This is a genomic window from Streptomyces sp. enrichment culture, assembly GCF_964273255.1.
Lineage (GTDB): Bacteria > Actinomycetota > Actinomycetes > Streptomycetales > Streptomycetaceae > Streptomyces.
Map to the genome: position 1 here is coordinate 1,189,526 of NZ_OZ186835.1, position 22,187 is coordinate 1,211,712.

Consider the following 22,187-nt stretch of genomic DNA (forward strand, 5'->3'; position numbering starts at 1 on the left):
GTCAGCCGCCCAGTTCCTGGTGGCGGGCGGTGAGGGCGGCCGTGCCCTGCTCGGTCAGGGAGCCGAAGAGGCGCAGGCGGGAGATGCCGCCGTCGGGGTAGACGTCCACGCGCGCGTGGGTGCCGACGGCGGTGTCCGGGAGGACGAAACGGTGGTTGGTGTCGGGCTGGAGCGGGGTGCGGGGCAGGATCTCCCGCCAGTCGCCGTCGTCGCCGTCCTTGACCGACACCGAGGCCCAGCCCGCGCTGTTGCCGAGCAGGTAGGCGGTGTCGATCTCCAGGGCGCGGACCGCCACCTGGCCGGTCAGCGCGTAGCGGATCCAGTCGTGCCCCTGGTCGCGGCGGCGCCGGGTCTCCCAGCCGTCGTCCATCTTGCGGGAGCGGCCGGGCTGGATGGTGTGGTCGGCGGGCGAGTAGAAGCGGTCGGAGGCGTCCTCGACCCGGCCGCCGTTCTCCAGGGCGACGGCGTCGAAGGTGCCCAGTGCCGTCAGCCAGGCCGGGTCCGGGACGACCTCGCCGTGCACCCGCAGCCGGGCGATGCCCCCGTCGGGGTACTGCCTGAGGCGCAGGTGGGTGAAGCGCTGCTCGGCGGAGACCGTGAAGCCGTTGGCCGCGTGGCCGCCCACCGGGGTGCGCGGCACGAGCGTCGTCCACTTCACGTGGTCGGAGAGCAGGTCCTCGGGGGACGGGGAGCCCCCCACCGAGGTGCCCTCCACGGACACGGCCTGCGGATAGTTGCCGCGGAAGTGGGCGGTGTCCACGACGATGCCGCGGACGATGCCGGGCACGCCGAGCCGGATCAGCGCCCAGTCGTGGTCGTCGTCCGCGGGCCAGGGGTGGTCGGCGGAGGTGCCGCGGCGTCGGCGGGTCTCCCAGCCGTCCATGACCTTGCCCTTGTGGCCGAAGTGCTCGGGGTCGAACTCGGCGCGCTCCGGCCGGATCAGGTTCTCGCGCTGGGCGAAGAACTCGTCGTTGGCGGCGATGACACCGGCCCCGAGCCGCCGGTCGGCGAGGTCGGTGAGCCTGCGGAAGGGGAGGTCGGCCGTGCGGTAGTCCGCGTACGGGTCGCCGCCGCTGTAGGGGTGCGCGTCGCCGGTGAAGCTCAGATTCGCCGTCACGGGGATCGGGTCCTGCCTTTCGGGAGTCGGGTGCCGGGGTCAGGGGTGTCGGGTGAGCAGGCGGCCTTCCGGTGCGGTGAAATCGCCGTCGGCCGTGATGCGCCGGCCGCGCAGCCAGGCGGACCGGACGACGCCGTGGAGGGTCCGGCCCGCGTAGGCGGTCACGCGGTTGCGGTGCTGGAGTGCCGCCGGGTCGACGGTGAACGCCGCGTCGGGGTCGAGGACGGCGAAGTCGGCGTCCCGGCCCGGGGCGATCGCGCCCTTGCGGTCGTCGAGGCCGGCCAGCCGGGAGGTGCCCTCCGCCATCCAGCGGACCACGTCCTCCAGGCCGTGGCCGCGCCGGCGGGCCTCGGTCCAGACCGCGGACAGACTGAGCTGGAGACCGGAGATGCCGCCCCAGGCGGTGCCGAAGTCGGCGGTCTTCAGGTCGGCGGTGGACGGGGAGTGGTCGGTGACCACGCAGTCCACGGTGCCGTCCGCCAGGGCCTGCCAGAGCAGGTCCTGGTTGGCGGCCTCCCGGATGGGCGGGCAGCACTTGAACTCGCTGGCGCCGTCCGGGACCTCCTCCGCGGTCAGGGTCAGGTAGTGGGGGCAGGTCTCGGCGGTGACGCGCACCCCGTCGGCCCGGGCCTCGGCGATCAGGGGGAGGGCGTCCGCGGAGGACAGGTGCAGGATGTGCACGCGCGTGCCGGACCGGCGGGCCTGGTCCAGGAGGTGCGCGATCGCGCTGTCCTCGGCGTCCCTGGGGCGGGAGGCGAGGAAGTCGGCGTACCGGGGACCGCTGCAGGGCGGGGCGGCGTCGAGGTGGCGGGGGTCCTCGGCGTGCACGATCAGCAGACCGTCGAAGGCGGCGATCTCGGCCAGGACGCGGGCCAGCCCGTCCTGGTCGAGGTGCGGGAACTCCTCGACCCCGGAGGGTGACAGGAACGCCTTGAAGCCGAACACCCCCGCTTCGTGGAGCGGGCGCAGGTCCTTGAGGTTGTCCGGCAGCGCGCCGCCCCAGAAGCCGACGTCCACGTGCGCCTGTCCGGCGGCGGCCCGCTGCTTGGTCCGCAGGTGGTCCACCGTCGTGGTGGGCGGCAGGGAGTTCAGGGGCATGTCGACGAGCGTGGTGATGCCGCCGGCCGCCGCGGCGCGGGTGGCGGTCCAGAAGCCCTCCCACTCGGTGCGGCCGGGGTCGTTGACGTGCACGTGGGTGTCGACCAGGCCGGGCAGCACGACGTCGTCGCCGACGTCCTCCAGGCGCGCTCCCCGGGGGACGGGGGCGTCGTGCGGCAGGACGGCGGTGATCGTGCCGCCGGCGACGGCGACCGAGGCGGCACGCCGGCCCTGCGGTGTGATGACGCGCGTCGAGCGCAGCACCAGTTCGGTGTCGGACACCCGGACCCCCTGATTCGGTCGATTCCCTGCTACCGCGATGGTCTGGCCGTGGTGCTTCGGTGGCGTCGTGCACGCCGCCCCCGGCATCCGGCATCCGGCGCCCGGTGGCGGCGGCCCGGTGTCCGGCGCGTGGCGTCGGACACCGGGCACCGGCGCCGGGCACCGACTCCGGCGACGGGCGCCCGCCGTGACCCGTGTTCGACGTCGGCGCGCGGGTCGCCCACGGGCCGGCGGGGGCGGTCCGTCGGCCCCTCGGCTCCTCGGCTCCTCGGCCACCTGCCGATTGCCGAACGTCGAAGGCCGCATACCGAAGGCCGGATACCGGCGGCCGTGATACCGACGGCGGATTCAACATTCTGTTGAAGGAGTCTTCACTCCCGCCCGCTCACCGTCAAGAGTCACGGACGACCGGAGCCGTCCGCATCCGCGACTCTGGATGTTTCCACTCATCGGAATTAGACTTCCACCACCCAGAACGTGCCTCCGTACGAGCGGGCGGCCGTCCGGCCGCCGGGTAGGCTTCTAGCTTCCCGCGTGCCTGCCCGTCCGCCCCGAAAGGAACGCGTCGTGCCGTCGTCCAGCGCCAGCACCCACGAGTCCGCCCGGCCGTCCGCCCCCAGCGGTGGCGTCCAGTCCCTCGAGCGGGCCTTCGACCTGCTGGAACGCATGGCGGACGCGGGCGGCGAGGTCGGCCTCAGCGAGCTGTCCGCGAGCAGCGGCCTGCCCCTGCCGACCATCCACCGGCTGATGCGCACCCTCGTGGCGTGCGGTTACGTGCGCCAGCAGCCCAACCGCCGTTACGCGCTCGGTCCGCGGCTGATCCGGCTCGGCGAGTCCGCGGCCCGGCTGCTGGGCACGTGGGCGCGCCCGCATCTGGCCCGCCTGGTGGAGGTCACCGGCGAGACGGCCAACATGGCGCTGCTGGACGGCGACGAGGTCGTCTATGTGGCGCAGGTGCCGTCGAAGCACTCGATGCGGATGTTCACCGAGGTCGGGCGGCGGGTGCTGCCGCACTCCACCGGTGTGGGCAAGGCGCTGCTCGCCGGGTTCCCGCCCGAGGAGGTGCGGGCGCTGCTCGGCCGGACCGGGATGCCGGCCGCGACGGAGCGCACCATCACGACGCCGGAGGGCTTCCTCGCGGCGCTCGAGGACGTGCGCCGCCAGGGGTACGCGATCGACGACAACGAGCAGGAGATCGGCGTGCGCTGCCTCGCCGTGCCGGTGCCCGACTCCCCCACCGCGGCGGCGATCTCCATCTCCGGGCCGGCCGGCCGCGTCACGGAGTCGGCGACGGAGCGGATCGTGCCGGTGCTGCAGCAGGTGGCGGCGGAGCTCTCGGAGGTCCTGACCGCGGCGGGCGGCACCACCACCGGCTGACGGCGGCATCCGAGGCGGCGGGCTCCCCGGCGCGACGGACGCCCCACGCCCGTCCGTTGACTCGACGGCGGAAGGCGGCAGTCGGTGGCAGTCGGGGCCGCGACAGGCTGCCCGGCGGGATCAGCCGCGCGGGGGCGCGGCGAGGAGTTCGACGGCGGCCCGCACGTCCTGGACGCCCCGCCGCAGGGCGCTCATCGAGCCGATCGCCCCGGCGACCAGCAGCAGCGAGCGCCGCATCCGGGGCAGGTCCCGGCCGCCGTCGGCGGCCAGGGCGTCGAGGGTGGCGAGTTCCTCCTCCGCGATGCTCCGGTCGGGGAACTCCGCTGGATGGGCGGCGAGTTGGCGGCGCAATCGGGCGACGGCGGTGCGCAGCCCCGTCACCCGCGGATCCTCGCGGCCCTCTGTTGCCACCCGCCTCTGCTCGACGCTCCGCAACACGGTCCTCCCCCTCGCACGCCGGTGTGCGCCTCCCCTGCCCGGCCCGGCGTCGCGCCCGGCCGGTGCGCGCCAGTAAACGCCACCCCGGGCCCGTTGCGCCAGCCCGCTGCGTCATCGAGTTGCTCCGCAGCGTGACACCGTGGCCCGGGGCACCCATCGGCGCGCGCCGCGCCCGCGCCCCGCTCGCGCCGCCCGCGCACGCCCCGGCGGGTGCGGTATGCAGGGCTCATGACGGAGTTGCGCGAGGGCGAGGACGTACCGGCGGTGGCGGGTCTGCTGCTGGCGGCGGGGGGCGGGCGGCGGCTCGGCGGGCGGCCCAAGGCGCTGCTGACCCACCGGGGCCGGCCCCTGGTGGAGCACGCGGCAGGGGTGCTGCGCGCCGGGGGCTGCGCGCGGGTGCACGTGGTGCTCGGCGCCGCCGCGCAGGAGGTGCGCGCCCGCGCCGAGCTGACCGGCTGCGTCCTGGTGGACAACCCGGAGTGGGAGCGCGGCATGGGCACGTCCCTGCGGGCCGGGCTGGACTCGCTGGCCGGCACGGGAGCGCGGGCGGCCCTGGTGCTGCTGGTGGACCAGCCGGGCATCGGGCCGGAGGCGGTCACCCGGGTCCTCGACGCGCACCGCTTGGGCGCCTCGCTGGTCTCGGCCGCCTACGACGGTGTACGCGGCCACCCGGTGCTGTTCGGCGACGGGCACTGGGCGGGCATCGCCACGACCGCGACCGGGGACCAGGGGGCGCGCGCCCATCTGCGGCAGCACGCCGGCGAGTTGGTGACGGTCGAGTGCGGGGACGTGGCGGCGGCGTACGACATCGACACCGAGGCGGACCTCGCACACCTCGAGTGAGCGGGGTGGCACGGAGAGCCAGCCTCCGCCCGGCCGCACGGGACGGCATCAACAAAACATTGAACTTCCACTATGAGGAAACTACTATCCACTGCTCAGAAGCGTCCGGCGTGCGTTCCGGGCGCTCCCGCCCCACCCCGGGTCGCCCGGCACCCGGTGCCACGCTCGCGAAGGAAGTGACAGCACATGTCCGCACCAGCGCCGTCCCCGCTGGCCGTCGTCGACGCCCCCGAGCTGCCCCGGCAGGACGAGGTCCTCACCGAGGCCGCGCTCGCCTTCGTGGCCGAGCTGCACCGGCGGTTCACCCCCCGGCGTGACGAACTCCTGGCCCGCCGCGCGGAACGCCGCGCCGAGATCGCCCGGACCGCCACCCTGGACTTCCTCCCGGAGACGGCCGCGATCCGCGCGGACGACTCCTGGCGGGTCGCCCCCGCCCCCGAGGCCCTGAACGACCGCCGGGTGGAGATCACCGGGCCCACCGACCGCAAGATGACCATCAACGCGCTCAACTCGGGGGCGCGCGTCTGGCTCGCCGACTTCGAGGACGCCTCCGCGCCCACCTGGGAGAACGTGGTCACCGGCCAGCTGAACCTGACCGCCGCCTTCACCCGGACCATCGACTTCACCGACCCGGTGTCCGGCAAGTCCTACGCCCTGCGCCCCGCGGAGGAACTGGCGACGGTCGTCGTGCGCCCCCGCGGCTGGCACCTGGACGAGCGCCACCTCACCGACGCGGACGGCACCCCGGTGCCCGGGGCGCTGGTGGACTTCGGCCTGTACTTCTTCCACAACGCCCGGCGGCTGCTCGATCTCGGCAAGGGCCCGTACTTCTACCTGCCGAAGACCGAGTCGCACCTGGAGGCCCGCCTGTGGAACGAGGTGTTCGTCTTCGCCCAGGACCACCTCGGCATCCCGCAGGGCACCATCCGGGCCACCGTCCTCATCGAGACGATCACGGCCGCGTACGAGATGGACGAGATCCTCTACGAACTGCGCGACCACGCCTCGGGGTTGAACGCCGGGCGCTGGGACTACCTGTTCTCCATCATCAAGAACTTCCGTGACGCCGGGCCCCGGTTCGTCCTCCCGGACCGCAACGCGGTGACGATGACCGCGCCGTTCATGCGCGCGTACACCGAACTGCTGGTGCGCACCTGCCACCGGCGCGGCGCGCACGCGATCGGCGGCATGGCCGCGTTCATCCCGTCCCGCCGGGACCCGGAGGTCAACAGGGTGGCCTTCGAGAAGGTGCGGGCCGACAAGGACCGGGAGGCCGGCGACGGCTTCGACGGCTCCTGGGTCGCCCACCCCGACCTGGTGCCGATCGCCCTGGAGTCCTTCGACCGGGTGCTCGGCGACCGGCCGCACCAGAAGGACCGGCTGCGCGAGGACGTCGACGTGCGCGCCGAGGACCTCATCGCCGTGGACTCGCTGGACGCCAGGCCGACGCACGCCGGTCTGGTCAACGCCGTCCAGGTCGGCATCCGCTACATCGAGGCGTGGCTGCGCGGGCTCGGCGCGGTCGCCATCTTCAACCTGATGGAGGACGCGGCGACCGCCGAGATCTCCCGCTCCCAGATCTGGCAGTGGATCAACGCGGGCGTCGTCCTCGACACCGGCGAGCGGGTCACCGCCGACCTGGTCCGCGAGGTGGCCGCCGGGGAACTGGCGTCCCTGCGCGCCGAGGCGGGCGAGGAGGCGTTCGCGGCGGGCGCCTGGCAGCAGGCCCACGACCTGCTGCTGCGGGTCTCCCTCGACGAGGACTACACCGACTTCCTCACCCTGCCCGCCTACCAGCAGCTCCGGGGCTGAGGCCCCGCGCGTCAGCCGAGGTGCACCGACCAGTCCTGGCGGGCGGCGGGCTTGCCGTGCAGGTCGGGGACCTGCTTGAGCCAGTCGGGCCGCCCCTGCCGGGTGCGGGCGGCGCGCCGGGCGTTCTCCTCCGCGAGTTCCCCGGCGCTCGGGAAGTCCGTGGGCAGCCACTCCCCGGACGCCCGCACCCGGGCCAGGAGGTACCGCACGTAGGCGTCCCGGGCCGCGTCCGGCGTGGCGAACGCGGGATCGTCGGCCAGCCAGGCGTCGGGCACCTCGGCGGCGACGGCGCGCAGCAGTTCCTCGGTCACCCGGGGCGCCAGTTCGGCGTCGGCGGCGCGCACGTCGGGGCCGTAGGAGCCGAGCGCGTGGTGCCGGAAGTCGTAGCGCTTGCGCGGGTCGAGCCCGTCCCAGCGGTGGTGGAACACCAGCGCGGCGCCGTGGTCGATGAGCCACAGGCGCGGCGGCACCGTGCCGAGGGTCGGCCAGACCATCAGGTTGGAGCTGTGCACGGTGCGGTCGACGTTCACGGTGAGCGCGTCGAGCCAGACGATCCGGCCGGCCTCCAGCGGATCGACCGGGAAGACCTCCGCCACCTCCGGGGTGAAGTCCCGCGCGCCGGGCAGGTAGTCCATGCCGAGGTTCACCCCGGCGCTGGCCGCGTGCAGCTCCCGCACCTCCTGGTGCGGCTCGCCGGCGGCGATCGCCGGGTCGAAGCGCACCAGCACCAGCTCCGGGAACCGCAGCCCGAGGGCCCGCGCCAGCTCACCGACGATCACCTCGGCGACCAGCGCCTTGCGGCCCTGCGCGGACGCGGTGAACTTCACGACGTACGTCCCGAGGTCGTCGGCCTCGACGAGCCCGGGCACGGATCCGCCCTCCCGCAGGTGCGTGAGGTAGCGGGTGGCGGTGACCTCGGTGAGCATCCCGCCAGGCTACGCGACGCCCCGGCCCCGGCGCCCGGACCGGGCACCCCCGCGCCCCGGGGGAGGGTGCGCAAGGTCGCCGTCGGCGGCGGCGCGCGGGGCCGCTCCCGCCGGCACGGCTCCGGTGTCCGCTCGCGCTGGCGCGGCGTGCCAGCGGTATGACAGCGGGAGGCATGCCGAACGGTGAGCGGGGTCCGCTGGACTGGGCGAGGTAGCCACGGCGGCCCGGTCACGGGTCCGCCCCGACCCTTCGGGAGACGTCATGGACAACAACCTCAGCACCCTCGCCGACGAGATCCTCGAGCTCGAGGCCGAGACCTTCGAGATCTCCGACTACTCGGACGCCAGCGAGGTCGTGCTGGCCGGCTGCACCAGCACCAGCTCCACCTCGACGTCCAGCTCCACCTGCAGCACCACCTCCTGCTCCGCCTGACCCCGGCGGTGCGGTGACACCCGGTTCGCGCCGTCCTCGCCGAGGACGGGGCGGGCCGGGTGTCAGGCGTGCCCGGACGCGGGCCGTCCGCCGGTGCCGGGGCGCCGACGGGACGCCGACAGACGCCGACAGACGCGGGGTGAACTCCTCGGCACGGTTCGGCGAACGCCGGGCCGCGTCCGCGCTTGCTTTTCACACGGCGGACGCCTCCTCGACGCCTCGGACCCGGACCGTCGCCAGTGCGTCCACCTGTAACGATGCTGACAGACAACCGAGTTGACGAGGCGTCAGCGGCCGGAACTCGTCCACAAGTGATTCCACGACCACCCCTTGACCCCCGTTCTACGCCGGTAGACACTCACGACTGCCACAAGAACGAAGGCGGATACACGCAACCGCTTCACAACTTCCGCCTCACCCCCGCCGGGGGCGAGAAGAACGGAACACGAATGAGCCACCGCTCCCCGGTGGGTCAGGCACGGCGGCAGGACCACCGCTCCGCGAGGAGCCGGTTGCCGGCCGATGCGGCAGGAGTTCGAGGGTCAACGGGGGAAGGCTGTGCGTTTTCAGTTGCTCGGCCCGCTGAGCGTGACGGACGGGTGTGACGCGGTGGTCCTGCCACCGGCGAAGCCGACGTCGCTGCTCGCGGCGCTGCTGCTCCGGCCCGGCGAGGTGGTCCCCACGGACCGCCTCCTGGAAGCGGTCTGGGGGGAGAAGCAGCCGGCCACCGCGAAGTCCGCGCTGCAGAGCTGTGTGCTGCGCCTGCGCCGTCTGCTCGCCAAGTACGGCATCGCGGAACGGATGGTGGTCGCGGTCGCCGGCGGCTACCGCCTCGCGGCCGACGCCGACACCCTGGACCTGCTGCACTTCCGCCGCCTGACGGCCGAGGCGTCCGGTGCGGGCGAGGCCGAACTGCCGCTGCTGCGCACCGCCCTGGGGCTGTGGCGCGGGCCGCTCCTGGCCAACGTCCCCTCGGAGCTGCTGCACCGCGACGAGGTGCCCCGGCTCGCCGAGCAGCGGCTGCGCGTGCTGGAGCGGGTCTGCGAGCTGCATCTGGCGCAGGGCCGATGCCGTGAGGTCCTCGTGGACCTCTGGGAGGCCACGGGGGCCTACCCCCAGCACGAGGGGCTGTCGGCGCAGCTGATGCGGGCCCTGTACGGAGCGGGACGGCAGAACGAGGCGCTGGCCGAGTACCGCCGGATCCGCGGCCGGCTCCGTGAGGAACTCGGGATCGACCCCGGCCCTCCGCTGCAAGCCCTGGAACTGGCCATCCTGCGGGGCGAGGAGCTGCGTGGTCTTCCGCGCGGCGAGGCCGCCGCCCCCGCCGCGGCTTCCGCGGCGGCCGCAGGCAGCGCACCGCCCGGCGCCACGCCCGGCGCTCCCGGCGCTCCCGGCGCCACCCCCGGCGCTCCCGGCACTTTCGGCGCTCCCGGCACTGTTTGCCCTTCCGACGTCCACGCGTTCTGCGGCGGTCCGGGTCTCCCCGACAGCATGAGCCCCGACGGTACGGGGGGCGGCGATCTGGTGGACGCCGGGGCCGGGGACGGTCGGAGCGGAATCGTTTCGGCCGACGGTGCGACGCCCCTCGGCGAGCATTCCCCCGGCTTCTCGGACGCCCCCAACCGCCTCGGGGACGGGCCCTCCCTCCTCCCCGGCCGGACCGCCGGCCCCGAGAGCAGGGCCGTCCTCCCCGAGCACCGGCCGCCCGGTTCCGGCGACCAGCCGCGCCGCCCCGGCGCAGGGCCGTCCTCCCCCGGCGAGCAGCCGGACCGCCGGCTCGTCCCGGCCGGCGGTCCGGCGCACGGCACGGTCCCCGCGCCCCGGCTGCCGAGCGTGCCCGGCTTCACCGGGCGGGCCGGCGAGACCGCCGACCTCGTCGGACACCTGAGCCGGACGGACCGCGCACCGGACGGCGCGGCACCCGTGACGGCGGTGATCTCCGGCGGTCCCGGGATGGGCAAGACGGCGCTGGCCCGGCACACCGCCCACCTGGTCGCCGACCGGTATCCCGGCGGTGCCGTGCTGGTGTCGCTCACGACGCCCGACGGGACGCCCCGGGCCGTCGAGGAGGCGGCGGCGGAACTGCGGTCCCGGCTCGCGCCCGGGACGCCCCACGGCGCCCGCCTGGTGGTGCTGGACGACGTGATGCACCCGGACCAGGTGCGCCACCTGCTCGCCGGCACGGCCGCCCAGACCGCCGGGGCAGCCGTCGTGGTGACCAGCCGCAGGAGGCTGGCGGCCCTGGTGGCCACGCACGGCCCCGCGGTACTGCACCTGGGGGCGCTGCCCCGGCAGGAGTCCCACGACCTGCTCACCCGGGTCCTCGGCCGGCAGCGGGTGGCCGCGGAGCACGCCGCGGCCCGCGCGCTCACCGACCTGTGCGGGCACGTCCCGCTGGCGTTGCGCATCGTGACGGCCCGGCTGCTGACCCGTCCCGCCCAGCGCCTCGCCGACTGCGCCGCCTGGCTGCGCCGGGACCTGCCCGCCCGGCTGGCACTGCCCGACGATCCCCGCATGTCCGTACCGCTGATCCTCGACGGTGCGCTGCGCCGGCTGCCCGCGCCGCTGGCCGAGGCGCACCTGCGGCTGGCCCGGCTGAGCGGGACGCTGACCCCGCCGGAGGCGGCCGGAGCCCTCGCGGTGCCCGAGACCCGTGCGGAGGAGGTGCTGGAACAACTCCTCGACCGCGGTCTCCTCGACGAGGAACAACCGGGCCTGCTGCGGATGAACGCGCTCTTCCGCGCGCACGCCCTGCACCGTGCCGCGCGGTCCGGGGAGGCCACGCAGGCCCTCCTGCCCGCCGCCCGGCACGCCCTGCCGTCCGGAGCCACCTGACCCGCCCGCACCCGGCCCGCACCGCCCCCGCCGACGCGCCACCACCCCGAACCCTCCAACCCCTGCCGCCGGACCCCTGCCCCCGGACCCCACCCCCGCACACCCACCAACGGACGTCCATACCACCGCAGATCCACCGATACCGACGCACCCGAAAGCACCGGCACACCCTCACGCCCGCACGCACTCACCGGGCAGCGGAGCCGGCCGGAACCGACTGCCCCAGGACCGCTTCCCCACCGCCTCCCGCCGCACCGCCTCCCACCCCCACCGCTTCCCACCGCTCGTCCACCCGCATCGGCCGCCAGGCCCCCACCCGGAGGTACGACCCGAGCATGTCCACCACGCCGTACGAGGAGACCGCGGACACCCGGCCCAGGGTGCGCCGCGACGTGCTGTTCACCGAGACGCCGGGCGGCGTGATCTTCCACAACGCCGACGGGGGGTTCCAGGTCACCTCCCCCTCCGCCTACCGCTTCGCCACGCTCCTCGTCCCGCACCTGGACGGCAGCCGGACCGTGGCCGAGATCTGCGCGGGCTTCAAGGATCCGCAGAAGGCGATGGTGGGCGGGCTGGTCAAGGCCCTCTACACGCGCGGCTTCGCCCGCTCGGTGCCCGCTCCCCCAGGGGCCGACGGCGGGGGCGGAGCGTCGGCGGAGGCGCTGCCGCCGGCCGTCGCCGACCGCTTCGCCCAGCAGATCGCCTACATCGACCACTACGCCGACGGCGCCGAGCGGGCGTTCGCGGCGTTCCGCGGCACCCGGGTGGCCGTGCTGGGGGACGGCCAGGTCGCCCGGTGGGCCGCCCTGTCGCTGATCCGCAACGGCTGCGCGTCCGTCGCCGTCGAGGAGTCGCTCGCCACGGGCTACGCCACCGCACGGGATCTGGAGGCGGTGCGGGCCGAGGCGGCCCGGTACACGGCGCAGGGCAGCCCGGCCGAGGTGACGGTGCTGCCCGGCACGGGGGCCGGTCCCGGCCGGGAGGGGTGGGCGGCGTTCGAGGGGTACGACGTGGTGGTCGCGGCGTGCGGTCGCGACGCGTTCCGGACGGCGGTCGGCCTGCTGGGCGCCGGCGTCCCCGAGGGCCGGGTGCTGCTGCCGGCGTGGACGTTCGGCGGCCGTGCCGTGGTCGGCCCGCTCACCACGGGGGCCGCCGGGGACGCGGCGGGCACGGCGGGCTGTGTCGCCTGCGCGGCCCTGCGGCTCGGCGCGAACGGTGGCGCGGCGGACGCCGCGGTGGCCGCCGAGCTGTGGAGCGGGCTGGCTCTGGACACGGGCGGCGGGACGGCACCGCGCGGCCCGCTCGCGGCGATGCTCGGCAACCTGCTGGGCTACGAGGTGTTCCGGCTGGTCACCGGGGCGCTGCCGGCCGAGACGCGGGGGCAGGTCCTGGTGCAGGACATGGCGTCCTTCGACGTCCTGGCGGAGCGACTGCTGCCGCATCCGCGCTGCCCGTTCTGCCGTCCCGCGCAGGCGCTTGCGGAGGCCGTCGACCTCACGGCGGCCCCGCCGCGGCCGGTCTTCGAGCCCGTGGTGGCCGCCGCACCGGACGACGACGCGACCGAGGGGCCGCTCGCCGAACTGGACCGCCGCGCGCTCGCGCTCCGGCCGTCGGTCGGCGTCTTCACCCGGTACGCGGACGAGCCGGTCACGCAGACCCCGCTGAAGGTCGGCGCCGTCGAGGTGGGACTCGGTGCGGCCGGCACCAGGACCGTGGCCGCGTTCGACGTGCAGCACACCGCAGGCGCCCGGCTGCGGGCCCTGGACGCCGCCGCCGCGGTCTACGCCGAGCACGTGGTCCCCGCCGTCACCGTCCCGGCCTCCGTTCCCGGGACGCCGCCCGGTGCCGCTCGGGCGGACGCGCCGGAGGCGGACCGGGCGGACCGGGCGGGGCGGGGGGTGCGGGCCCAGGACCACCCGCTGCCGCGGGTGTCCCCGGACGCGCTGACCACGGCCTCCGGGGTGGGCGGTGATCCGGTGGCCGGCTGGGTGGCGGGCACCTCGCTGCTGACGAAGAAACAGGTGCTGGTCCCGGCGGGTGCGGTGCGGCCGTTCGGGCCGGACAACCAGGACCGCCGGTTCGAGCCGTCCCGGGCCGGGGCGGGGGCGGGCGGCTCACTGCCGGAGGCCGCGGCGGCCGGGCTGCTGTCGGCGCTCGCGCACGACGCGCTGCGCCGGTCGGTGCGCGGCGCCGGGCGGGTCGCACCGCTGGCCTCCGCCGAGGTGGACGGGGACGCGGAGGCCGTCTTCCTGCTGCGGTCGGCCGGGCACATGGGGCTGGACGTCGAACTCCTCGACCTCGGCGAGGCGGACCGCAGCGGTGTGTCCGTCGTCCTGGCCAGGACCCGCCCCGACGCGTCCGGCCCGGCCTCGGACGCCCCGGCCGCCCAGGCCGCCCAGGCCGCCCCGGGGGAGGCCGCCGGGCCGGTGCCGTGGGCCGTCGGGGCCGCCCTGGACCGGACCGCGGCGGCGGTCGACGCGCTGCGCGACCTGCTGGGCACCGTCCAGCTCGCGGCGGAGGGCGTACTGGGCGAACCCGACACCGGGGACCCGCTGCTGGCGGACCTCGACGCGGCGCTGGTACCGGTCACCGCGGGACCGGGGACGGCGGGGCCGCCGCCCGCTCCGGTGTCGTGGCCCGACGTGCTGGAACGGCTGGCCGCGGCGGAACGGGACGCCATGGTGGTCCCCACCCACGCCGCCGACCTGCCGGCCGCCGGGATCCACACCGTCCGGGTCCTGCTCACGAAGGCGGCCGACGATGACGACTGACCTCGCCGGACCGGGGACCGCGCCGGACACCCCGGCCCACGCCCCGGTCCCCCCGCACACCGGCACCGGAAGCGGCACCACCCGCACCGTGGCCTCCCCGGCGGCGCTCCGCACCCGCGAAGCCGCCTGCCGCGACTTCGCCGCCGAACTGAACCGCTCCTTGGCCGAGTTGGCGCCCGCGCCGCATCCGCCGCCGCCCGCCGTGACGGTCGGTGCCCTCGGCGTGCGTGACGCGTTCGGCATCGCCGGCCCGTCCGCGGCGCCCCCGTCCGGCGGCCGGGACGGCACCGGGCCCCCGGCCGCCGACGCCCTGCCCGTGCACCTCTACGGGCGGCACGTGGTCGTCGGCCCGTGGCCCGCCGGGGGGCGCCCCGGCTGCGGGACCTGTCTGCGGCGCCGCTGGCAGTCGGTGCGCACGGTCGGTCTGCGGGAAGGGCTCGAACTGCGGGGCGGGACCCGGGAGGCGGGCCCGTGGCCGTACCTGGTCCCCTTCGCCGCGCACGCCGTCGCCGCCCTGATCGCCCGGCGGGCCGCGGACCCGGCCGGGGAGGAGGGGCGGCCGTTCCCCGACGTGTGGCTGGTGGACCTCGAACGGCTGACGGTGCGTCACCACCCCCTGGTGCCGGAGCCGGACTGCCCCGAGTGCGCGCGCCCGGAGCCGGTGACCGACGAGACCGCGGTCCTGGACCTGCGCCCCGCGCCCAAGTACCGGCCGGGCGTCAGCAGGGTGCGACCGGTGGACGCCCACGGCCTTCAGGTGGACGCGTTCGCCAACCCGCACTGGGGCGCGGTCGGACCGTCCGTCGTCTGCGACGTCACCTCGCCGACGACCTCCGCCACCGTGGGCTGCTTCTCCAGCCGTTCGGGAGACTACCTGCGCGAGACGTTCTGGGGCGGTCACGCCGACACCTACCACGACAGCACCCTGATCGGCGTGCTGGAGGGCCTCGAACGGTACGCGGGGATGCGGGCCCGGGGCCGCGCCGTCACGCTCACCGCCACACTGGACGACCTCGGTCCGGACGCCGTCGACCCGCGGCAGACCGGCCTGTACACGGACGCGTTCCACCGGGCGAACCCGTGGGTGCCGCCCTTCACGCCGGACCGCCCCGTCCCGTGGGTGTGGGGGTGGTCGCTGCGGGACGGCCGTGCCCGGCCGGTTCCGGAGATCCTCGCCTACTACCACAAGCCGGGCATCGAGCACCGGTTCGTGCAGGAGAGCTCCAACGGCTGCGCCTCCGGGGGCAGTCTGGAGGAGGCCGTGCTGAGCGGGCTGATGGAGGTGCTGGAGCGGGACGCCTTCCTGCTGGCCTGGCACGGAAGACAGCCGCTGCCCGAGATCGACCCGGCGACCAGCACGGACCCGCGCACCCGGTTCATGGTCGAGCGCATGGCCCTGTACGGCTACCGGGCGCGGTTCTTCGACACCCGGATCACCTTCCCGGTGCCGGTCGTGACCGGCGTGGCGGAGCGGTTCGACGGCGGCCCGGCCCGCATGTGCTTCGGCGCCGGGGCCTCCCTCGACCCGGAGGCGGCGCTCGCGGCGGCGCTGTGCGAGATCGCCACCGACTCGGTGCAACTGCTCCAGCGCTTCCGGCGCGACGAGGCCGCCTACCGGGCGATGGCCGCCGACTTCACGCGGATCACCAGCCTGCACGACCACCCGCTGGTCTACGCGGTCCCGGACATGGGCCGGTTCGCCGACTTCCTGCTGCGCCCGGCGCCAGGCACCGCCCCGCCGCCGGAGCCGCGGGAGGTGGCCGCGCTGCGCTGGGACCGCGCGGACGGTACGGGTCCGGACGTGCGGGACGACCTGCTCGCGGCCGTGGAAGCGGTGACGGAGGCCGGGTTCGACGTGGTCGTCGTCGACCAGACCGCGCCCGAGCAGCGTGCCCTCGGCCTGCACACCGTCAAGGTGCTGGTGCCGGGGCTGCTCCCGCTCGACTTCGGCTGGAGCCGGCAACGCGCCCGGCACCTGCCACGGATGTTCACCGCGCTGCGGGAGGCCGGTCTGCGGCCGGACGACCTCACCCCGGCGGACCTCAACCCCGGCCCCCACCCGTTCCCATGACCGGCCACCGCACCGCCCCGCCCACCACGGGCACCGTGAACAGCGGGAGCACCGTGAACAGTGGGAGCACCGTGACTAGCGGGAGCACCGTGACCAGCGTTAGTGCCACGAGCACCGCCGACGCCGTGCACATCGAGAGCGGTGCTCCCACGCAGGAGCACTGCTCGCGCGAGAGCACGACTCACGGCCGTGAGCACCGCTCACACCCGAGAGCCCTGCTCGCACGAGAGCAGCGCTCACACCGAGACCACCGCTCACGCCGAGAGCACCGCTCACCTCAAGAGCACTGCTCACACCGCGAGCACCGCCCGCATCGAGAGCACTGCTCGCACCGAAGCCAGAAGGACACAAGGAAAGGGGGATGCCATGGGGTACGCCCATGAGTACGCGCACGCGGTCCTGCACCGCGGCCGCGTCCCGATGGAGCCCACCGACCACGTCGTGGACTGGGACGACGGCCCGCGCAAGGGCAAGTTCTACCCCGGCGCACCGGCGTTCGCCCTGCCCGGCACCGAGGACCTGACCGACGTCCCCGTCGCGCCGGGGCTGCTGCCCGACTCCGTTCCCGCCCGGGACGCGGACCACTCCCCCGGGTTCACCGTGCCGCTGCTGTCGGCGATGCTGCGGGACTCCTACGGCCTGACCGGCCGGCGCCTGGGCATCCAGGCCAACACCGACCTGCCCGGGCTGCCGTTCCACACCCACGCCAACTGGTCGCGCGGCACGGCGGGCGGGGGCGGGCTCTATCCGATGGCCGTCCACTGGGCCTCCGGCCCGTCCGCACCGCTCACCCCGGGGCTGCACCACTACGACGTCCAACGGCACGCTCTGCAGCGGCTGTTGACCGGTGACGTCACGGACCGGGTGCGGGACGCCCTGGGAGCCGACGCCCCCGCGGAGGCCCTGGACACCGACCAGTACCTCATCCTCTCGGTCAAGTACTGGCAGAACTCCTTCAAGTACAACAGCTTCTCGTTCCACGTGGTCTGCACCGACCTCGGCACCCTGGTGCAGACGTGGCGGATCTGGGCCGCGCCCCGGGGCCTGCGGATCGCACCGGTGCTGTGGTTCGACGAGCCCCGGCTGAACGAGCTGCTGGGCGTGCCGGGAGAGCAGGAGACGGTGTTCGGTGTGGTGCCCCTGCACTGGGCGGACAAGGAACCCGGCGGCGCCCGTGAACCCGGCGGCGCCCGTGACCCCGGCACCCCAGGATCGGGCACCCCAGAACCCGCCGCCCCGGTGGACCGGCCGCGAACGGACCCACGGCACCGGCCGGCTGCGCGGCACCGGGACGCCGAACGCTCCCGCAGGCTGCTGGAGTTCGACGCGCTGAACGCCATGCACGCCGCGACCCTGGCGGGTGCCACCACCCGGCCCGCCCCCGGCGCCCTGGCCGCTGCCGCCGCCACCGCTCCCGCCACCCCCGCCACCCCGCGCGTCCCCCTCCCCACACCCACCTTCCCCGACACCGGTGTCCGCCGGGCGCTGCGTGAACGCCGTTCCAGCTTCGGCCGGTTCGACGCCCGGCGCCGGACCAGGGCCGGGGAGCTGTCGGCGGTCCTGGCGGCCTGTGCGCAGACCCGGCTGGCCGGTGACAGCGACCCCTCGGGCCGCCTCCGCCTCGCCCGGCTCTACGCGTGCGTCAACCACGTCCAGGACGTGGCACAGGGGGCCTACGCCTACGACCCGGACCGGGACGAGCTGCGCCTCGTCCATCCAGGCCCGCAGGGGGAGTTCCTCCAGCGGAACTACTTCCTCGCCAACTACAACCTGGAGCAGGCCGGTGCCGTCCTGGTGCCGACGGTGCGGACCACGGCCGTCCTGGACGCCGTCGGGGACCGCGGGTACCGGCTCGCCGTCGGGACCGCCGGGGCCGTCGCCCAGAGCTTCTACGTGGCGGCCTCCGCGCTGGGCCTGGGCGCCGGGGTGGCCCTGGGGTTCGACAACGTGTCGTACGCCGAGCGGCTGGGGCTGACGGAGAGCGACGAGGCCCCGCTGCTCATCATGGCCCTCGGTCACGAACGGCCCGGGTCCGCCGACTTCCGCCACGAGATCGCCTGACGGCCGCAGAGGACTGCTCATGACACCCACCGAGTCCGGCACCCCGGACCCCACCGCGGCCCCGGACCTCACCGCGGCCTCGGACCCCGTTCCGGACACGGCCCCGCGCCCGGCCGACGGAGCCGACGCACCCGCTCCCGCACCCGCACCCGCCCCCGCCGCCCTGCCCGGCCCCGCCGGCACCCACTGGGAGCCCGGACGGCGGTTCGTGCTCCGCGCGGCCGGGCTGCCGATCGAGACCGTGCACGGGCTGCGCTGCCCCCGCACCCGCCGCTGGGCGGAGGTCGTGCTCACCGAGGAGACCCGGCTGACCGCGGCCGGGGCGGAACTCAGCGACCTGCTGCACACCCTGGTCAAGGCGACCACCGGCCCCGACGAGGCGCCCGGCGACGCCGCCGCGCGCAGGTCCCTGATCAACCTGCGCCGTCAGGTGTTCAACAACCGGCTCCCCGCAGACCCGGAGGCCGCCGTCCGCCTGGTGACGGCCCGGGACCCGGACACCGGCCGGCGCACCGCCGACTGGCTGCGCGACCGCGCCCGGCTGGAGGAGCTGCGCGCGGACGGCGGGGACCTGCTCGCCGCCGAACTGGACGACAGCCGACGGGCGTTGCGCACCGCGCTGGCCGACGACCGGCTGCGGCACGGCCTGCTGCTCGGCTCGCCCGCCCTCGACGGCCGGCTCGACTCCTACCTGAAGGACGGTTCGGGGCGGCCGGGCAGCAGGCTGCGCAAGATCGAGCGGTCGGCACTGACGTACCTGTACCGCACCGCCTGCAAGACCAGCCCGTTCAGCACCTTCACCGGTGTCGGCCTCGGCACCTTCGCCGGTCCGCCCGGGGACGACGGGGCCGGTCTGACGTGCGGCGAGGACTGGGTGAGCCATGTCCGGCTCAACGTGGTGGTGCTGACCCGGCTGACGGAGCTGATCACGGCCGACCCGGAGCGCCGCCGCGACCTGCCCCTGGTCCTGTCCCCCGGCTGGGGACGCGACGCCGACCGCATCCGCTACGTGCGGCACGTGACGACCGCGGGCGACGACAGCGCGGCGGTGACCTTCGACGCCGTGCGCGACCGGCTGTTCTTCCTGCGCAGCAGCGGCACCCTGGAGGCCCTCCTGGAGTGGCTCGGCGACCGCGAGGCGCCGGTGCGGCACCGGGACCTGGTGGACCGGCTGGAGCGCGACCACGGCGCCGGGCGCGAGGAGTGCGAGCGGTACGCGTCGGCGCTGCTGGACCTGGGCATGGTGCAGGTCCCGGTGCTGCGCACCGACGTGCACAGCCGTGACCCGCTGCGGTCCTACCAGGAGGCGCTGCGCTCCCTCGCGGTGCCCTGGGCGGACCGGCTGGCCGGCCTGCTGGACGGCCCGGCGCGGTGCCTGGACCGCTACCCGCGGGCGGACACCGCCGGGCGCCGCGCCCTGCTGAGCACCCTGCGCGCCGGCCTGCTGGACGCGCAGCGCGACCTGGGGGCCGAGGAGCCGACGCTGCCGCAGACCCTGGTGTACGAGGACGTCGACACCGGGGGTGACCTGGTGTGCGGTCCGGGGGTGCTGGGCGGGGACACCGGGAGGTCGCTGCGGGCCGTGGAGGGGGTGCTGCCGCTGTTCGACCTGACGCTGCCGCACCGCGTCACCCTGCTCGGCTTCTTCCTCGCCCGCTACGGCCGCGGGGGCCGCTGCGACGACCTGCTGGGCCTGGTGCACGACTTCCACGAGGACTTCTTCGACCAGTACGTGTCCTTCACCGGCCGGCGCGTGCCCTTCGACGCCTCGGGCGCCTACGTTCCGGAGGAGAACTGGCTCGGGCAGGACGAGATGCGCACCCTCGACCGTGCCCGCCGCCACTTCCACGACGGCATGCGCGCCCTGTGGCAGGACGGCCGGGACGCGGAGGAACTGGAGCTCCCCGAGGGACTGCTGGCCGGAACGGCGACCGAACTGGAGCCGCTCACTACGCACTTCACGCCCCAGAGCCACCATCTCCAGCTCTGCCGGGCCCCGGAGGGACCCGACCGTGATCTGGTCGTCCTGAACAAGTCGTACGGCGGACTGGCCTTCCCCTTCAGCCGGTTCACCCACCTCTACGACGGCGTGGGACCGGACGCCGGCGGCGGCGACGGGCCGGGGCTCTCCGCGACGCTGCGCGAGGAGATGGCCGCCCTGACGCCGGAGGGGGCGGTGTTCGCGGAGGTCACCGGCGGGCCGGTCAGCAGCAACCTCAACCTGCACGGGCGCCTGACCGGGCACCACATCGTCTGCCCCGGCGAGACGAGTTCGGTACCGGAGGACGCCCGCATCCACCTCGACGACCTCTACGTCGAGCACGACGAACGGGCCGGCCGGCTGGTGCTGCGCTCCCGCCGCCTGGGCCGCGAGGTCGTCCCGGTCTACCTCGGCTACCTGGTGCCGGTCGCGCTCCCGGAGATCCCGCGCACCCTGCTGCTGCTCTCCCCCAGCACCATGGCCCCCGTCGACGTGTGGGCGGGCGTCCCCGAGGGCGAGCCGGTGGACGGGGTCACCCGCAGACCGCGCGTGCGGCACGGGAACGTGGTGGTGAGCCGCCGCAGCTGGACCGCCGACGCCGAGGTGCTGCCGGTCCGCGAGCCCGGCTCCGGGGAGGAGGAGCACTACCTGCGCTGGCTGCGCTGGCAGCGGGCACACGGGCTGCCCGACCGCTGCTTCGCCACCGTGCTGGCCCCCGACCGGGGTCCGGTGGGGGCCAAGCCCCTGTACGTCGACTTCGACAGTCCGCTCTCGCTGGCCGCCTTCGAGGCGCTGGTGGAGCGGGAGCCCGGTGTCCGGGTGACGTTCCGGGAGATGCTCCCCGCCGAGGACGCCCTGCACCTCACCTCCGCGCGCGGCCGGCACGTGGCCGAGCTGGCCGTGGAGACCTTCACCACCCGCCCCCTGCCCTCGTCCCCCACGGAGGTCTCCCCGTCATGCCCGATCTGACCGAGCCCGCGGCGTTCCGGCCGGGCCCCGGCACGGACTCCCCGCCCTGGCTGGCCCTGCACGTCTTCTACGCCGCCAACCCGCAGCCCCTGCTGGTCAACTGCGTGCGCCCGCTGGTCGACGGGCTCACCGCGGACGGCCTCCTGTCCGGCTACTTCTTCATCAACTACTGGCTGGAGGGCCCGCACGTGCGGCTGCGGCTGCGGCCGAGCGGCCCGGAGGCCGAACCGGAGGTGCGCCGCCGCGCCGAGGAGGCGATCGACGGCTTCCTGAAGTCCCGCCCGGCGCTCTACGAGGTCGACTCCGGGTTCCTGAAGGACTTCTACAACTCCCTGTTCGACATCGAGTTCCCCGGGGAGGACCGGGCCCGCTACATGGGCCCGGACGGCCGGATGAACCTGCGGCCGAACAACTCCCGCTCGTACGAGGTCTACGCGCCCGAGTACGCCAAGTACGGCGGCCCGGCCGGGGTGGAACTGGCCGAGTGGCACTTCCGGCACTCCAGCGACCTGGTGCTGGAGGCGTACCGGACCATGAACCTGCACGTGCGGACGGTGCTGCTCGGCACGTCGGCGCAGCTGATGATGGTGATGGCGAGCTGCTTCCTGCCCGAGGAGGATCGGCTCGCCGACTACCTGGACTCCTACTACGCGTTCTGGCACCGGCTGTTCCCCGGCACCGGCTTCATCGGTTCCACCGAGTACGAGCGCACCTACGCGCAGATGGCACCCGCGCTCGGCGCCCGGTTCGCGATGCTGCGCGGGGTCGTGGCGGACGGGGGCACGGACCGGCTGCCGCCCTTCCTGCGGCGCTGGGCCGAGCACTGCCTGGAGCTCCGCGCGCGGGTGGTGGAGCTGACGGAACGCGGGGACCTGGCCTTCCCCGCGTGGGAGGGGCCGGCCCGCGAGGACGCCGGCCAGGAGCGGGCCGAGGACCCGGACGCGGCCCCGCTGGTGACCGTCACGCACGTCCCGGCCGTCCTGCCCCGCCTGCTCTCGCCGTACATGCACATGACCAACAACCGGCTGCACGTGACCATCCGGGACGAGGCGTACCTGGCCTTCGTCCTCGGCCGTGTCCTGCGGGAACCGGAGGCCGACGGGGAACGGAGAGACGCCTCGTGAGCGCCACCGAACGCCGCGCCGCCGGCGCCCCGGCCCCCGGCCGCCCGGA

General features: G+C 75.2%; 14 protein-coding genes. 10 read left to right on the plus strand and 4 right to left on the minus strand.

Annotated features, from left to right (window positions below):
* Position 1 precedes the first annotated feature (1 nt).
* Together alc and allB are read right to left on the minus strand one after the other, a co-directional pair.
* Positions 2-1,117, minus strand: a complete 1,116-nt coding sequence (gene alc / locus ACSU53_RS05170) for an allantoicase (protein WP_437025020.1) — start codon at positions 1,115-1,117, stop codon at positions 2-4.
* 39 nt (positions 1,118-1,156) lie between these two features.
* Positions 1,157-2,497, minus strand: coding sequence for an allantoinase AllB (allB, locus tag ACSU53_RS05175; RefSeq protein WP_437025022.1), 1,341 nt, complete (start codon positions 2,495-2,497; stop codon positions 1,157-1,159).
* 567 nt (positions 2,498-3,064) lie between these two features.
* On the opposite strand from allB, the gene ACSU53_RS05180 reads away from it, so the two are divergent.
* Complete coding sequence (locus tag ACSU53_RS05180; RefSeq protein WP_437025023.1) at positions 3,065-3,874, plus strand: IclR family transcriptional regulator; 810 nt, start codon at positions 3,065-3,067, stop codon at positions 3,872-3,874.
* A 120-nt stretch (positions 3,875-3,994) separates the two neighbouring features.
* On the opposite strand, the gene ACSU53_RS05185 is transcribed toward ACSU53_RS05180, so the two are convergent.
* A complete protein-coding gene (locus ACSU53_RS05185; protein WP_437025024.1) occupies positions 3,995-4,312 on the minus strand; it encodes a DUF5955 family protein in 318 nt (105 codons plus the stop codon).
* A 228-nt stretch (positions 4,313-4,540) separates the two neighbouring features.
* On the opposite strand from ACSU53_RS05185, the gene ACSU53_RS05190 reads away from it, so the two are divergent.
* Both ACSU53_RS05190 and aceB read left to right on the plus strand, forming a co-directional pair.
* A complete protein-coding gene (locus tag ACSU53_RS05190) occupies positions 4,541-5,155 on the plus strand; it encodes a nucleotidyltransferase family protein (RefSeq protein ID WP_437025026.1) in 615 nt (204 codons plus the stop codon).
* Between the two features lie 186 nt (positions 5,156-5,341).
* Positions 5,342-6,967 (plus strand): malate synthase A, encoded by a 1,626-nt coding sequence (gene aceB, locus ACSU53_RS05195; protein WP_437025027.1) that lies wholly within the window; start codon positions 5,342-5,344, stop codon positions 6,965-6,967.
* Between the two features lie 11 nt (positions 6,968-6,978).
* On the opposite strand, the gene ACSU53_RS05200 is transcribed toward aceB, so the two are convergent.
* A complete protein-coding gene (locus ACSU53_RS05200; RefSeq protein ID WP_437025029.1) occupies positions 6,979-7,893 on the minus strand; it encodes a HipA family kinase in 915 nt (304 codons plus the stop codon).
* 262 nt (positions 7,894-8,155) lie between these two features.
* On the opposite strand from ACSU53_RS05200, the gene ACSU53_RS05205 reads away from it, so the two are divergent.
* From ACSU53_RS05205 to ACSU53_RS05235, 7 genes are all read left to right on the plus strand, one after another.
* Positions 8,156-8,326, plus strand: a complete 171-nt coding sequence (locus ACSU53_RS05205) for a thiazolylpeptide-type bacteriocin (RefSeq protein WP_437025031.1) — start codon at positions 8,156-8,158, stop codon at positions 8,324-8,326.
* A 609-nt stretch (positions 8,327-8,935) separates the two neighbouring features.
* Entirely contained in the window at positions 8,936-11,161 is a 2,226-nt protein-coding gene (locus ACSU53_RS05210; protein ID WP_437025033.1) for a BTAD domain-containing putative transcriptional regulator, read from the plus strand.
* A gap of 335 nt (positions 11,162-11,496) precedes the next feature.
* A complete protein-coding gene (locus tag ACSU53_RS05215; RefSeq protein ID WP_437025035.1) occupies positions 11,497-13,932 on the plus strand; it encodes a TOMM precursor leader peptide-binding protein in 2,436 nt (811 codons plus the stop codon).
* Positions 13,922-16,003 (plus strand): TOMM precursor leader peptide-binding protein, encoded by a 2,082-nt coding sequence (locus tag ACSU53_RS05220; protein ID WP_437025037.1) that lies wholly within the window; start codon positions 13,922-13,924, stop codon positions 16,001-16,003. The genes ACSU53_RS05215 and ACSU53_RS05220 overlap by 11 nt, the downstream gene beginning before the upstream one ends.
* A 366-nt stretch (positions 16,004-16,369) precedes the next feature.
* The gene (locus ACSU53_RS05225) at positions 16,370-18,064 is read left to right on the plus strand and encodes a nitroreductase family protein (protein WP_437025039.1); all 1,695 of its coding nucleotides are present in this window, start codon (positions 16,370-16,372) and stop codon (positions 18,062-18,064) included.
* A 19-nt stretch (positions 18,065-18,083) separates the two neighbouring features.
* Positions 18,084-21,014: a lantibiotic dehydratase gene (locus ACSU53_RS05230; RefSeq protein ID WP_437025040.1), complete on the plus strand. Its 2,931-nt coding sequence runs from the start codon at positions 18,084-18,086 to the stop codon at positions 21,012-21,014.
* Positions 21,002-22,138: a lantibiotic dehydratase C-terminal domain-containing protein gene (locus ACSU53_RS05235; protein ID WP_437025042.1), complete on the plus strand. Its 1,137-nt coding sequence runs from the start codon at positions 21,002-21,004 to the stop codon at positions 22,136-22,138. The genes ACSU53_RS05230 and ACSU53_RS05235 overlap by 13 nt, the downstream gene beginning before the upstream one ends.
* Positions 22,139-22,187: the final 49 nt, after the last annotated feature.

Excerpts from the sequence above, each read along its gene's own strand:
- ACSU53_RS05225 (WP_437025039.1), top strand. The coding sequence starts at position 16,370 with ATGGGGTACGCCCATGAGTACGCGCACGCGGTCCTGCACCGCGGCCGC.
- ACSU53_RS05190 (WP_437025026.1), top strand. The coding sequence starts at position 4,541 with ATGACGGAGTTGCGCGAGGGCGAGGACGTACCGGCGGTGGCGGGTCTG.
- ACSU53_RS05220 (WP_437025037.1), top strand. The coding sequence starts at position 13,922 with ATGACGACTGACCTCGCCGGACCGGGGACCGCGCCGGACACCCCGGCC.
- ACSU53_RS05200 (WP_437025029.1), bottom strand. The coding sequence starts at position 7,893 with ATGCTCACCGAGGTCACCGCCACCCGCTACCTCACGCACCTGCGGGAG.
- aceB (WP_437025027.1), top strand. The coding sequence starts at position 5,342 with ATGTCCGCACCAGCGCCGTCCCCGCTGGCCGTCGTCGACGCCCCCGAG.
- ACSU53_RS05215 (WP_437025035.1), top strand. The coding sequence starts at position 11,497 with ATGTCCACCACGCCGTACGAGGAGACCGCGGACACCCGGCCCAGGGTG.
- ACSU53_RS05235 (WP_437025042.1), top strand. The coding sequence starts at position 21,002 with ATGCCCGATCTGACCGAGCCCGCGGCGTTCCGGCCGGGCCCCGGCACG.
- ACSU53_RS05230 (WP_437025040.1), top strand. The coding sequence starts at position 18,084 with ATGACACCCACCGAGTCCGGCACCCCGGACCCCACCGCGGCCCCGGAC.
- ACSU53_RS05205 (WP_437025031.1), top strand. The coding sequence starts at position 8,156 with ATGGACAACAACCTCAGCACCCTCGCCGACGAGATCCTCGAGCTCGAG.